We start from the raw sequence: 13,270 nt of genomic DNA on the forward strand, positions 1-13,270 counted from the left end.
GCCGGGGCGGTGTAGCCGAGAGCCGCAGAGACCATGTGATATTGCGATGACGTTTCGATGACATTGATGTTCCGCTCGCCTGCGCCGTCAAGCCGCGGGATGGATCAGGCGTCGCGCAACAGCTCCGCCGCCAGCGCCCGCGTGACGGGACGGCCGAGCCGGAGTGCCTCGGTATCCAGGAGCTCGACCGCCTGCCGGACGGCAACGTAGGAACGCTCGATCCGGTTGCTCAGATAGCTGACCAGCGGTTCGTCCACGCTCATCTGGCGGTCGGCGCAGAACTTGACGATCAGGCCGCGGAACAGCTGGTCGTCCGGCGGCAGCAGCGTCACGGTCGGCACCGCGCGGAGCCGCGACCGCAGGTCGCGCAATTCGATCTCGAACGCCGAGGGCGGAATGCGCGCCGTGATCAGCACGTAGGCATCGTCCTGGCGCGCCAGATTTAAAAGATGAAACATCGCGCGCTCGTCGAAATCCGCCGGCCTCAGGTCTTCGACGACGAGCGCACCGGTCGCAAGCGCGGTCGGCACCGTGTCGGCGGTCAGCGCATGCGCCGCGGTCGAGCGCGCGCCGGCGCTCTCGGCCCAGATCGCGGCGAGGTGGCTTTTGCCGGAGCCGTCAGGCCCGACCAGCAGCATGATTCGGTTTGGCCAGTCCGGCCAGCCGTCGATCAGCGCCAGCGCCGCCTCATTGGCAGGGCCCTCAAGGAAATCGTCGCGGGTCAGCTTCTCCTCGTGCGGCAGGGCCAAGGCCAATTGACGAGGTTGAACGCTACTGGCCACGCAAGTCTCCAAACAACTTCATTTTAGCCATGCGCAAACGCGTCGCGTTTGTCGCGGGAAAACCGGCTTCCACTTTTCCGGATCCCGCCTACCGAGCTTCGATCGTGCTCATGTGCCGCACCCACTCCACGAGATAGAGGGACACCGAACCCAAAGTAAAGATCGTGACCAGGCCCATCAGGATCAGGTCGTAAGGGTGTGGCTGAAAGCCGAAGCCGAGCGAGGCCAGCACCAGCGCTGCGAACGCGACCTGCGCCACCGTGTTCAGCTTCGACACCATCAGCGGCTTCATCTCGACCGGCTTGTCGAACAACCATGACACAATCACGGCGGAGACGATCATGATGTCGCGTGACACCACCAGAATCACGATCCAGCGCGGCACCGCGCCCCAGATTCCGAGCGCGACATAGATCGACACCAGGAGCGCCTTGTCGGCGAGCGGATCGAGCAGGGCGCCGAGCTCGCTCGTCATGTTGAAGCGCTTGGCGAGGAAACCGTCGACCGCGTCCGAGACGCCGGCGATCACGAAGATCGCGAACGCAATCTCCATCTGGCTGGACACGATGGCCCAGACGATCACCGGCACCAGGATGATGCGGCCGAGGGTGATGATGTTCGGAATGCTCAACTTGGATCGCTTCCCGGCTAGAAGCCTGATTTTACTCGATATCCGGCTCTTTTGCGCAGCCGCCTTGTGTTATCTACATAGTATCGCGGCAGCAGCGCCGCGAGCCATTGCGCGGGGGCGGAATTCCTCGTAACCAGCCCCTGATCATCTGGAATTGGGCATGACCGAGCGCAAAAACGGGCTCACTTACGCGGATTCGGGTGTCGATATCGACGCCGGCAATCGACTGGTCGATCTGATCAAGCCGATGGTGCGGGCCACCGCGCGGCCTGGCGCGGACGCCGAGATCGGTGGTTTCGGCGGGCTGTTCGACCTCAAGGCCGCCGGCTTCAAGGATCCGGTCCTGGTGGCCGCGACCGATGGCGTCGGCACCAAGCTGAAGATCGCGATCGAGACCGGCATTCATGGCGGCATCGGCATCGATCTGGTCGCGATGTCGGTCAACGACCTCGTCGTGCAGGGCGCGGAACCGCTGTTCTTCCTCGACTATTTCGCCTGCGGCAAGCTGCACCCGGAGGCCACCGCGCAGATCGTCGCTGGTATCGCCGAGGGTTGCCGCGAATCCGGCTGCGCGCTGATCGGCGGCGAAACCGCCGAGATGCCCGGCCTCTACAAGGATGGCGATTACGACCTCGGCGGCTTTGCGGTCGGCGCGGCCGAGCGCGGCACGCTGCTGCCGACCGCGGATATCGCGGCGGGCGATGCCGTGATCGGGCTGGCTTCCTCCGGCGTGCACTCCAACGGCTATTCGCTGGTGCGCAAGATCGTCGAGCAGTCCGGCGTTGCCTATGACGCGCCGGCGCCGTTCGCGCCGGTCATGACGCTTGGCGCCGCGCTGCTGACGCCGACCCGGCTCTATGTGAAATCCTGCCTGCGCGCGATCCGCGACACCGGCGCGGTGAAAGGCCTCGCCCACATCACCGGCGGCGGCTTCACCGACAACATTCCGCGCGTGCTGCCGAAGCATCTCGGCGTCGGCATCGATCTGGCGCGGCTGCCGGTGCTGCCGGTGTTCAAATGGCTGGCCGAGCAGGGCGGCATCGCCGAGCTCGAGCTGCTGCGCACCTTCAACTGCGGCATCGGCATGATCGCGATCGTCAAGGCTGATGCGGTCGACGCCGTGACCGAGGCGTTTACCGCCGGCGGCGAGACGGTGACACTGCTCGGCGAGGTGATCGAGGCCAAAGGCGAGCATCGCGTGGTCTATAACGGTCATCTCGATCTCTCGCGATGAAGCGCCGCGTCGCCATCCTGATCTCCGGCCGCGGCTCCAACATGGCCGCGCTGATCGAGGCTGCGAAGGCTGAGGATTTCCCGGCCGAGATCGTGGCCGTGATCTCGAACCGTGCCGATGCCGCCGGGCTCGAGAAGGCGGCCGCGAGCGGCATTGCGACCATCGTCATCGAGAGCAAGCCGTTCGGCAAGGACCGCGCCGGCTTCGAGGCCGTGCTGCAGCGGGCGCTCGACGACAGGCAGGTCGAGTTGATCTGCCTCGGCGGCTTCATGCGGCTGTTCACCGCCGAGTTCGCGCGGCACTGGTACGGGCGGATGCTCAACATCCATCCCTCGCTGCTGCCTTGCTTTCCGGGTCTCGATCCGCACGGCCAGGCGTTGCGTGCAGGGGTCAAGCTGTCCGGAGCGACGGTGCATTTCGTGATCCCGGAGACCGACGCCGGACCGATCGTGATGCAGGGCGCGGTCACGGTCGCTGACGACGACACGGCCGAGACGCTCGCCGCGCGCGTGATCACCATCGAGCATCGCATCTATCCGGAGGCGCTGCGGCTGCTGGCGAGCGGCCGGCTCGAGCTGGAAGGCGATCTCTGCAAGACCCTGGGCAGCGGCGCAACCGACCATACCCTGATCGCGCCGGCGCCTTAGCGCGCGGTTGCAGGAGACATCCCCCGGGGTGATGCGGCCGGGGGAGGCATCAGGATGAATTCCGCTGGCAGCGGCGTTCAGTGAACCTTGAGGTTCTCTGCCGACGCCTTGCCGCGGTTCTCCACCAGCTCGTACTCGACGGACTGGTTCTCGTTCAATGTGCTGAGGCCCGCGCGCTCGACCGCCGAGATGTGGACGAACACGTCCTTGTCGCCGACGGCTGGCTTGATGAACCCGTAACCTTTGGTCGGGTTGAACCATTTGACGGTACCCTTCGGCATCGTCTCTCTCCCAGTTTAGACATAAAAAAGACGCGGCCACGTTTTCCACGTGCCACGCCACAAGCGGACTTTGCGCTGTCTGTTCACTTCCCGGGTCGTCAGATCCAAAGTCTTCAAGTCCGAAGTTTCGCCTCTCGAGGCCCTGTACATCGAAGCCTTGGATATCAACGTCGCGAAACGCACAGTCGAACGGCCGCAAATCCGATTGTGAACGGATTGCAACACGAAAATTGCGCCTTAGCAAGCGCGGTGGTTTTGCGTGACGCAACCTCAGCCTGTGCCGGTCGAACTCCGGGGCAACACGTTCGGCCACTGGCCGACTGCCGGTGGAACCTGGCGGGCACCAGGCGGACGCGCTAACCCCGGTCCACCCGCACCACGCGGCCCTTGTCGATCGCCAGCGCAAGCTGGCCGTGCTTGAGCTTGAGCGCGGCCTCGCCGAACAGTTCGCGGCGCCAGCCGTGCAGGGCGCCGACCTCGGCCTGATCGCTGGCCGCGATCTGCTCGAGGTCGTCGACGGTGGCGATCACCTTGCTGGCGACGCCGTGGCGCTCCGAGGTCATGCGCAGCAGCACCTTCAACAGCTCGACGGTCGCCGCGCCGTTGGAATTGTTTCTCGGCTTCTCCAGCTTGGGCAGCATGGCCTGGTCGCGGGCGAGCCCGCGCTGCACGGCGGCAATGATGTCAGCGCCCCATTTCGAGCGCTCAAAGCCCTTCGGCAGCGAGCGCAGATTGCCGAGCTTCTCCAGCGAGGTCGGCGCATGGGTGGCGATATCGCCGACCGCATCGTCCTTGAGCACGCGCGAACGCGGCACGTCGCGGCTCTGCGCCTCCTGCTCGCGCCAGGCCGCGACCTCGATCAGCACCGCGAGCTCGCGCGGCTTACGCACGCGGGTCTTGAGCCGCTCCCAGGCGCGCTCGGGATGGAAGTCGTAGGTCTTCGGCGAGGTCAGGACCTCCATCTCCTCGCTGACCCAGTCACTACGGTCGCGCTTCTTCAGATCGGCATCGAGGGCTGCGAACACTTCGCGCAGATGCGTCACGTCGGAGACGGCGTAGTGGAGCTGCTCGTCGGTCAGCGGGCGGCGCGACCAGTCGGTGAAGCGGTGGGTCTTGTCGGGGCGGTGGCCGGTGACGCGGTCGACGAGCTGGTCGTAGGCGATGCTGTCGCCATAGCCGAGCACCATGGCGGCGACCTGGGTGTCGAAGATCGGATGCGGGATCGTGCCGGACAGGTGCCAGACGATTTCGATGTCCTGCCGCGCGGCGTGGAATACCTTGAGCACGGCCTCGTTCGACATCAGGTCGAAGAACGGCTTGAGGTCGATGCCGGGTGCCAGCGCGTCGACCACGACGGCTTCGTCCGCGCTCGCCATCTGCACGACGCAGAGCAGCGGATAGTAGGTCGTCTCCCGCAGGAACTCGGTGTCGACAGTGATGACCTTGTGTTTGGCGAGCCGGTCGCAGGCGGCGGCGAGGTCGGAGGTCGTGCTAATCAAATCCATGAAGTGTCCATAACGGCTTGACCACACGCGTTCTGCCGAAAGGGCAGCTATGTCAAGGGTCTTGCAGGGATTTTGGCCCTGCGCGGGGTGAGGGACGGGCCATTTTTGAATTGATTGGGCGTGATTCGAGGGTGTTTTCGGCCCGGTCGTGCCGGCAGTTCGTCGGTCGTCCGCCACCTTCGGTGTCACCGCCCGGCTTGACCGGGCATGACGATCGGGGGCTGAGCGCCACAGGCGATAGCCCGCTGGCGCCGGGGCGCACGACCAAAATATCGAAAACAACCCCATGCAAAGGAGCCGACAGCTAGCGTGTTCGACACGGCAACTTGACACGTCGGGCAAATCAGCGATATTTTTCCATTATTCCGAAGTCATGCGTCGCCACGCTTGGGGCTGTGACATTTGCGGACTTCTGCAACCGACCCGTCATGGTGACGAGGCGCACCGCGCCGTCATTGCGTCCCCACTTGCAGCTTTGATCGCCCGGCTCGACCGGTTGAATCCGCCCAGTATTCCAGAGACAGTTGTGCTCGAACCGAGAGGCCGCGGCGTACTGGATCGCCCGCTTTCGCGGACGATGACAGTCGTAGTGGGGGCGCGCCGCTGCGGGAGCTTGCGCCGTCGGGATGGCGATTTGGGTCAACCGGAGTGCTGAGCTTTCTCGGGGCCGGCTTGCCTGGCCGATCATGGGTGCCGTATTCTGCCAAAGCAACCTGAAGTCGATGACCAACGAGGAGCCGCTATCGTGATCGCGACGCAGCCCGGGGCTGTCACCAGCGAGCTGTTTCAAATCGCCTCTGAAGTCCCGGAACAACGCCGCGATGCAGTGCTCGAGAGCATCAACAGCATCATCGACACGAATTGGTTGACGAAGGAAAAGTTCTGGTCCCGCGAACACTCTCCGTTCAAGCCCGACCACGGCATTGTCCTGCTCCATCACGGCGGTGAATGCGTGGCTTACCTCATCATTCAGCGCCTCGCCCTTGCCAGCACGTCGGTGATCTATCTCTCGGGTACCGCCGTCAGAGACACGCATCGTGGTCGCGGCTCTTTCAAGCGGATGTTCGATACCGCTATGACGGCGGAGTTCGGTCACCCGGCGGCGCCGGCTGAATTCTGCTTGTGCTGGCGAACGAGAAATCCCGTCATCTACGTGCTGGGTCGCGCGCAGTGCCGCAGCGTCGTGCCGGCTATCTCGGACGACACGCACGCGGATGATCTCGACGATCTCTGTCTCAAACTGGCTGCAACCCTGTACCCTCGTCAAACCGTCGAGAAGACGACGATGGTGATGCGGAGGGCCTATGGCCGGCTTCGCTATCGCGATGAGCCGACGACCCAAACCTCGCCGGATGTCGACCGATGGTTCGCGCAGACCATCCCCAACAGCGCTGACGCGGTGTTCTGTGCCGGATTGGCGAGCAATCGCTGGTCACGGCACCGGGCAGCGTTGCCAAGGACTGGATAGCCCCAGACGGGCAACTCGGTGGCAGGGGCTGCCTGTCATAGCGCGCAAAATCGAATGGCTCCGCGCGCAAATTCGTGAGTCACGCCGTCGTTCGCCGAGCGCCTTTGTCGCGCCGAGTACCGAACATGCCGGAGGTTGGATGATGGCGCCCGAGGGGGCGACTCTGGTTTCGCCTACAGCGCCATCGCAGTCGGCGAAGGGGCCAAAATACCAGCGCGTGCGCTATCTCGAATATCCGAGTGACCGAGGGCAGAGTGCGTCTTCGATCGGTCTGCTCCTTGTTTTCGCACTTTGTGAACGCGTCCAGTCTGGGGTAAACAGGTCCCTTGGCATCGTCGAACGAGGCCCATTGTCGCCAATGGCCCGCAGTCGGACGGATCACAATGCCGGAGAAACAGCCAAGCGCCGATATGGAGGCTGCTCTCAAGCACTGGCTCGAAACCGTTGATCTCGGCCAGTATAGCGACCTCTTTGTCCTGCATCGCATCGGTTTGGACATCCTGCCCGATTTGACCGAGCAGGATCTGGTCGAACTTGGACTTCCGCTGGGAGACCGCAAGCGCTTGCAGCGCGCGGTTGCTTCCCTGACCCGTTCGGCAAAAGGTCCCGCCGGCGGTAGGAGCGTCGCGGAAAGCGCGGCGGTGAGCGCCGAGCGGCGCCAGCTGACCGTGATGTTCTGCGACATGGTCGGTTCGACCTCGCTGTCCGAGCAGTTCGATCCCGAAGACGTCCGCGACGTGATCGCGAGCTTCAGGGAAAAGTGCGTCAGCGTGGTCAAGCGGTACGAAGGCTTCGCGGCCCGCTACCTCGGGGACGGCATTCTGGTCTATTTCGGCTATCCGAATGCGCATGAGGATGACGCCGAGCGGTCGGTGCGCGCGGCGCTCGAAATTGTACGGAGCCTGTCGTCGGCGAGAGCGAGTGACGCCCGCGACGTTGCAAGTCATGAGCCCAGTGTGCGCATCGGGATTGCGACCGGCCTTGTTGTCGTCGGAGACCTGGTTGGACAGGACACCGAGGAGCACGATTCCGCAGTCGGCGAGACGCCAAATCTGGCTGCCCGTCTGCAGGCCTTGGCGCCTCCGGACGGCGTCGTGATTGCGTCTTCGACGCAATCCCTGCTGAGAGGAAAGTTCGACTACCAGGACTTCGGATTTCACGCGCTGAAGGGGATATCCGCGAAGGCCCAGGCCTGGCTCGTGGTTCGGCCCTGCCGCGCCGAGACGCGATTTGCCGCAGCCATGGGCTCCCGATTGACGCCGCTGGTCAACCGCACCGAAGAGGTTGCGCTGCTGCTCACGCGTTGGCAGCAAGCGAAAGCCCATGAGGGGCAGGTCGTGCTGCTGACCGGCGAGCCGGGAATTGGAAAGTCCAGGATCGTTCAGGAATTGCGGGAGCGGATCGCAGGTGATCAGCACGGACAAGTTTCGTTCCAGTGCTCTCCCTATTACAGCAGCACCGCTTTTCACCCCTTCATCGAGCATCTCAAATTCGCGCTCGGCCTTGACGGCGAGAACGCGTCTGCGCTTTGGCTGACAAAGCTTGAAGCTGGTGTCGCCGCCTCGAACGGCGAGGCGGACACAGTGGTGCCGATCCTTGCGGCGTTGCTTTCAATTCCCACCGGGGACCGCTACGCGGCCCTGGATCTCTCGCCGCAACAGCTGAAGGATGCGACGATCGCCACGCTCGTCAACCATCTGCTCGCGCAAGCGCGCGGGCAGACGCTCCTGATCGATTTTGAGGACGCACATTGGATCGATCCCACCTCGCGGGCCGTACTCGATCTGCTGGTGGAGAACGTTCGCACCACGTCGATCCTTGTCGTGATCACCGGTCGTCCGGAGTTTCAGCCGGGTTGGAAGGATCACGCGCACACCATCAGTGCGAACCTCAAGCGTCTCGGCCGACAGGTCCGCACGTTATTGGTCGAACGTGTGGCTGGAGAAAAGGAGCTTCCCCGAGAGGTGATTGAGGACATCATTGTCAAAACCGATGGTGTGCCGCTCTTCCTTGAAGAGCTGACCAAGGCCGTTCTCGAATCCGACGTCTTGACTGAGCAGCATGGACGTTACGTCTTGTCCGGTCCGTGGCATCAGCTCGCTATTCCCGCGACATTGAACGATTCCCTGATGGCCCGCCTCGACCGGATGGGATCATTCAAGAAAATCGCGCAGATCGGCGCCACCATCGGCCGCGAGTTTTCTTATGAGATCCTTCGCGAGGTTGCCGAAGCGCCGGCGGACCAGATCGAAGCCGCCCTGAACCATCTGGAGGCAGCCGGATTAATCGTCCGCTTCGGCTTTCTGCCGGAGGCGCTGTACTCGTTCAAGCACGTGATGATCCAGAATGCGGCGCATGAAAGCTTGTTGCACAGGGAAAGACGGACGCTGCACGCCAAGATCGGACGCGTGCTCGCCGAAAAATATCCGGAAAAGATCGAGCGCGAACCGGAGCTTCTCGCCTACCACCTGACCGAATCTGGACAAAGCGAGCCGGCCGCGGGTTTCTGGCTCAAGGCCGGAAAGCAGGCCGCAATGAAGGGTGCGACTCTGGAGGCGATCGGTCATTTGCGTCGTGGGCTCGGGGTTCTGCAAGCCTCACCCGGCATGCAGGGCCGAAACGAGTCCGAGCTTGAGCTTCGCATCGCCCTGGGCACTGCCCTGATCGCGGCAAAGGGATACGCCGTGCAGGAAGTCGAGGAGAACTATGTTCGCGCGCTCGAACTCGGCCGGAATCTTGGCAACATGGCGAAGGTCTTTGCGGCGACGCGCGGACTTTGGGTGTGCCACTTCATCCGCGGCGATCTCGCACGGGCGCATGAGCTGAGCGCGGAGCTCCTGCAGTTCGCAAGGCGCGAGGCGTCGAACCAAAGTTCGTCCGCGACGCAACAGACGGGATATCTGATCGAGGCGCATCGGGCCATCGCGATGACGATGCTGTACCGCGGGCGGTTTGTCGCTGCCGAACATCACCTTCATCGCTTCAGGAATCTGTACAGTCCTGATCTACACGGCGCCCTGACGGCAACGCATGGCATCCATCCTGGCATCGTCTCGCTCTCGTATCTCGGGTACGTGTCGTGGTTTCTGGGCCGTCCTGACGCGGCGCGCCGATATAGCCAGCAGGCTATTTCGGAAGCGGAAGACCTTCGCCACCCCTTCACGTTATCATTTGCGCTGACATTCGGCGCTTACGTTTGCCAGCATCTCCGCGATGTCGAAGGGACCCACGACTACACCAACAGGGCACTGGCTCTCTCATCGGAACACGGCTTCCTGCACTGGAAGCATCAGACAACCATCCTGCGAGGATGGGCGATGACCGAGCTCGGGAATGTCGATGAGGGATTGAACCAGATGCGAATGGCTATCGACGCCTACGAGGGCATGAGCGCCCGGCTAGCCAGTTGCTGGTTCAGAAGCCTGCTCGCGAAGGCTTATGCAAGTGCCGGCTTGCCGGATGCTGCCTTGCACGAACTCGACAGCGCACTGGCGATCGGGAGAAGAACGGGAGAGCATTTTTACGAAGCTGAGATCTATCGTCTGCAAGGTGAGATGACGCTCAATGATTCGAGATCATCGTCCGTTGAATCCGCCGAGCGAATGTTCCTCGCCTCGATCGAGCTGGCGCGCAGGCAAAGCGCGCGGTCCTTTGAATTACGGTCAGCTGTCAGCCTGGCGCGCTTATGGCGACATTCCGGCAAACAGGCGCGAGCAGCCGAGCTGTTGCTACCCGTCGTTCGAACGTTCACGGAAGGTCTAGGTACGCCTGACGTCAAGGAAGCGCTCGAGCTGGCGAATGAACTGGCAATGGAAATGCCCGGAGATCAAGAATGGAGCGGGCGGGTCTAAGGATACAGAGGCGCCCCGGGGCCCGTCCGCCCGCTTGCGCCTGACCGTCGTCTCCACGCATCGCAGATGAATGATGGTGCTCGCTTCGGCCCAAGTTCGCGGCGGCGGCAACGTTGGGTGGATGCTGTTCCGGCGATGTGCGCCGAACTGATCAGCGGTTGGCGATGCTGGCCTCGATTGGCGAGGCAACGTCGTCCCGATCGATCCGGGCTTCGTTCGCGCGAACGCGTGACGGCCATCCGTGCCGCGAGGCCAGCGTCGTCAGCCTGTCCCTGACGAGATAATGCGCGGGGCCTTCGAGGAAGCGCCAGACGAGCCATGCCAGCACCACCATGCCCGTCACGACCAGCGCGGTCGACAGCGCGTCCGGCGTTGGTGTGATCAAGAGCAGGATGACGTAGCCGAGCTGCAGATGCAGCAGATAGAGCGGATAGGTGATGCCGCCGACGGCCCTGACGAGGCCTGCAGGCAGGGCTACCGACTTGATGCGAGTGGCGGCGAACACGATGCCGAGCGAGACGATGCAGATCACCGTCACGACGCGGGGATCGAAGCTGCCATGGGTGTGGACGCCGAGCCGCTCCAGCTTGTGCACGGCCTGGAACGTCGCCGTGCCGATCGCCAGCGTCAGCAGGCTGTACAGCCTGGTGTCGCGCCGTCCCCGGTAATGCTCATAGATCAGGAGCCCGACGGCGAAGAAGCCGCTGTCGTCGGCCATGAACAGCTTTTCGAACAGCGGAACGTCGAGGGTCAGCTCGTTGGCGAAGGTGATTGCGATCCACGCCACGATGATCGTGTCGATGCGCCGCGGAAAGACGCCCCAGGTCAGGAACAGCGCGATCCAGACGTAGAACACGACCTCGATCACCAGCGACCAGTAGGCATCGTCCATGTAGGGCTGACCGAGCATCGGGGCCGCGATGAACAGGTTTGTCAGCCATTGCCCCCACGTCACGTGGAAGTACGCGTGGCCCAACAGCAGCGTCGCGAGGAAGGTCAGCGTCATGCAGATGACGAAGGTCGGATAGATCCGGCTGAAGCGGGCGATCGCGAAACCGACCGGCGTGCGGCCTTCGGCGGAATAGGCGATGACGAAGCCAGAGATCGCGAAGAACACGGGGACGCCGAGGAAGCCGTATTGCGCGACCGGGGCGAGGTACGGCATCGCCACCTTTTGCACGCCGTTCGATGCCACGCCCCAGAAGCCGTAATGGTACAGGATCACGGCCCCGACCGCGGCGAGCCGCAGCAGGTCCAGCACGGGAACCCGGGTCGGATCCGGTTGTTTAGAAACGCTCGGCATATATCCGCTATCGTGGCGGCGAGGCATGAAGGCGTTCTTAATCCACCCGGCGAAACGACCGCGCGATCGTTCACGATTGCAGGAGCCCCGTGGCGATGCCGGCGGCCGCGCTGAGCACGACCACCACGAGCGGCGGCGCGCGCCATGCCGTGAGCAGGACGAAGCCGGCCAGCGCGATGCCGAAATCGAGCGGACGGTGCACGCTGCTGGTCCACACCGGATTGTAGAGCGCGGCCCCCAGAAGGCCGACGACGGCGGCGTTGACGCCGCGCATCATCGCCTGCGCCGCCGGCCGTTTGCGAAAGCTATCCCAGAACGGCAGCGCCGCGAGCAGCACGAGAAGTCCCGGCAGGAAGACGCCGACGAGGCCGACGATCGCGCCCGGCAGGCCGCCGATCACGGCGCCGAGATAGGCGGCAAAGGTGAACAGCGGGCCCGGCACCGCCTGCGCGGCGCCGTAGCCGGTCAGGAACGCATCGTCGCCGATAAAGCCCGGCGTCACCACGGCTTCGCGCAGCAGCGGCAACACGACGTGGCCGCCGCCGAACACCAATGCGCCCGAGCGGTAGAAGGCCTCGAACAGGCCGAGGCCGGGCCATGTCCGCGACAGCAGCGGCAGTCCGACCAACAGCGCGACAAACAGGATCAGCGCCGCGACGCCAACGCGGCGCGATACCGGCATCGCGATATGGGTGACTCCGTTGGCCTGGTGCGCCCGGCAGAACCAAAGCCCGGCGATGGCGCCGAGAATGATCGCGCCGATCTGCGCGATCGACGACGAACTGGCGAGGATGACGAGTGCTGCGACCGTCGCGATCGAGGCGCGTTCGCGATCGGAGCAAAGCGAGCGCGCCATGCCCCAGACGGCCTGGGCGACGATCGCCACCGCAACCAGCTTGAGGCCATGCACCAGGCCGCTACCCACCGGGCCACTCAATCCGCTGGCGCCGAAGGCAAACAGCACGAGCGCGATCGCCGAGGGCAGCGTGAATCCGGTCCAGGCGGCCAGCGCCCCCAGGTACCCGGCGCGCATCAGGCCGAGCGAAAAGCCGACCTGGCTGCTCGCAGGGCCCGGCAGGAATTGGCAGAGCGCGACCAGATCCGCATAGGCCTGTTCGTCAAGCCAGCGCCTGCGGGTGACGAACTCGTCGCGGAAATAGCCGATATGGGCGATCGGGCCGCCGAAGCAGCTGACGCCGAGCTTGAAGAAGATGAGCAGCACCTCGAGCGGCGAGTGCGTCGAGCTCGCGGTGGCGGGCGCTGGGCCTGGCTGCGGGACGTCGGTGTCGTTCAAGCGTCGTCAATTCCGGCAATTTGCGTCCCAGGTCGGGACTCGTCAGCGCGAGCATATCGCCATTCGATGACGTTTGAGCGCGTTATTTCTCGCGGCTCTCACTCGTAGCGGATGTTCTTCGACGGCCGGCGCGCGGCGGGCATCGCCAGCACGACGAGACAGAGCGCGATCATCGCCAATCCCATAAATTCGAATGCAAATGCGTCCACGGGCCATTCTCCCCATCAGAAACAGTTAGACTTGTTGGGGGAGCGTTGACGCGCTGTTAAGCCTT

General features: G+C 63.8%; 10 protein-coding genes. 4 read left to right on the forward strand and 6 right to left on the reverse strand.

Annotated features, from left to right (window positions below; all coding sequences use genetic code 11):
- Window positions 1-104: 104 nt before the first annotated feature.
- A complete protein-coding gene (locus ACVMB1_RS10805) occupies window positions 105-782 on the reverse strand; it encodes a P-loop NTPase family protein (protein WP_168856980.1) in 678 nt (225 codons plus the stop codon).
- Between the two features lie 88 nt (window positions 783-870).
- Window positions 871-1,413: a CDP-alcohol phosphatidyltransferase family protein gene (locus ACVMB1_RS10810; protein WP_028332358.1), complete on the reverse strand. Its 543-nt coding sequence runs from the start codon at window positions 1,411-1,413 to the stop codon at window positions 871-873.
- A gap of 160 nt (window positions 1,414-1,573) precedes the next feature.
- Here ACVMB1_RS10810 and purM point away from each other — a divergent pair, with 160 nt between their 5' ends.
- Window positions 1,574-2,647, forward strand: a complete 1,074-nt coding sequence (purM, locus tag ACVMB1_RS10815) for a phosphoribosylformylglycinamidine cyclo-ligase (RefSeq protein WP_141340454.1) — start codon at window positions 1,574-1,576, stop codon at window positions 2,645-2,647.
- Window positions 2,644-3,294, forward strand: coding sequence for a phosphoribosylglycinamide formyltransferase (purN, locus tag ACVMB1_RS10820; RefSeq protein WP_229190833.1), 651 nt, complete (start codon window positions 2,644-2,646; stop codon window positions 3,292-3,294). The genes purM and purN overlap by 4 nt, the downstream gene beginning before the upstream one ends.
- 77 nt (window positions 3,295-3,371) lie before the next feature.
- On the opposite strand, the gene ACVMB1_RS10825 is transcribed toward purN, so the two are convergent.
- Both ACVMB1_RS10825 and rnd read right to left on the reverse strand, forming a co-directional pair.
- Window positions 3,372-3,575: a cold-shock protein gene (locus tag ACVMB1_RS10825; RefSeq protein ID WP_016847412.1), complete on the reverse strand. Its 204-nt coding sequence runs from the start codon at window positions 3,573-3,575 to the stop codon at window positions 3,372-3,374.
- Between the two features lie 356 nt (window positions 3,576-3,931).
- Window positions 3,932-5,080, reverse strand: coding sequence for a ribonuclease D (gene rnd, locus ACVMB1_RS10830; RefSeq protein WP_057019895.1), 1,149 nt, complete (start codon window positions 5,078-5,080; stop codon window positions 3,932-3,934).
- Window positions 5,081-5,825: 745 nt separating this feature from the next.
- Here rnd and ACVMB1_RS10835 point away from each other — a divergent pair.
- Both ACVMB1_RS10835 and ACVMB1_RS10840 read left to right on the forward strand, forming a co-directional pair.
- Entirely contained in the window at window positions 5,826-6,548 is a 723-nt protein-coding gene (locus ACVMB1_RS10835; protein ID WP_456827504.1) for a hypothetical protein, read from the forward strand.
- A 383-nt stretch (window positions 6,549-6,931) separates the two neighbouring features.
- Window positions 6,932-10,399: an ATP-binding protein gene (locus ACVMB1_RS10840; protein ID WP_456827505.1), complete on the forward strand. Its 3,468-nt coding sequence runs from the start codon at window positions 6,932-6,934 to the stop codon at window positions 10,397-10,399.
- A gap of 151 nt (window positions 10,400-10,550) precedes the next feature.
- On the opposite strand, the gene ACVMB1_RS10845 is transcribed toward ACVMB1_RS10840, so the two are convergent.
- Together ACVMB1_RS10845 and chrA are read right to left on the reverse strand one after the other, a co-directional pair.
- Window positions 10,551-11,702 (reverse strand): acyltransferase family protein, encoded by a 1,152-nt coding sequence (locus ACVMB1_RS10845; protein WP_456827506.1) that lies wholly within the window; start codon window positions 11,700-11,702, stop codon window positions 10,551-10,553.
- A 70-nt stretch (window positions 11,703-11,772) separates the two neighbouring features.
- The gene (chrA, locus tag ACVMB1_RS10850; protein WP_456827507.1) at window positions 11,773-12,996 is read right to left on the reverse strand and encodes a chromate efflux transporter; all 1,224 of its coding nucleotides are present in this window, start codon (window positions 12,994-12,996) and stop codon (window positions 11,773-11,775) included.
- Window positions 12,997-13,270: the final 274 nt, after the last annotated feature.

This window comes from Bradyrhizobium sp. USDA 4504 (genome assembly GCF_054063995.1).

Excerpts from the sequence above, each read along its gene's own strand:
- ACVMB1_RS10845 (WP_456827506.1), bottom strand. The coding sequence starts at position 11,702 with ATGCCGAGCGTTTCTAAACAACCGGATCCGACCCGGGTTCCCGTGCTG.
- ACVMB1_RS10840 (WP_456827505.1), top strand. The coding sequence starts at position 6,932 with ATGCCGGAGAAACAGCCAAGCGCCGATATGGAGGCTGCTCTCAAGCAC.
- purM (WP_141340454.1), top strand. The coding sequence starts at position 1,574 with ATGACCGAGCGCAAAAACGGGCTCACTTACGCGGATTCGGGTGTCGAT.
- rnd (WP_057019895.1), bottom strand. The coding sequence starts at position 5,080 with ATGGATTTGATTAGCACGACCTCCGACCTCGCCGCCGCCTGCGACCGG.
- ACVMB1_RS10825 (WP_016847412.1), bottom strand. The coding sequence starts at position 3,575 with ATGCCGAAGGGTACCGTCAAATGGTTCAACCCGACCAAAGGTTACGGG.
- purN (WP_229190833.1), top strand. The coding sequence starts at position 2,644 with ATGAAGCGCCGCGTCGCCATCCTGATCTCCGGCCGCGGCTCCAACATG.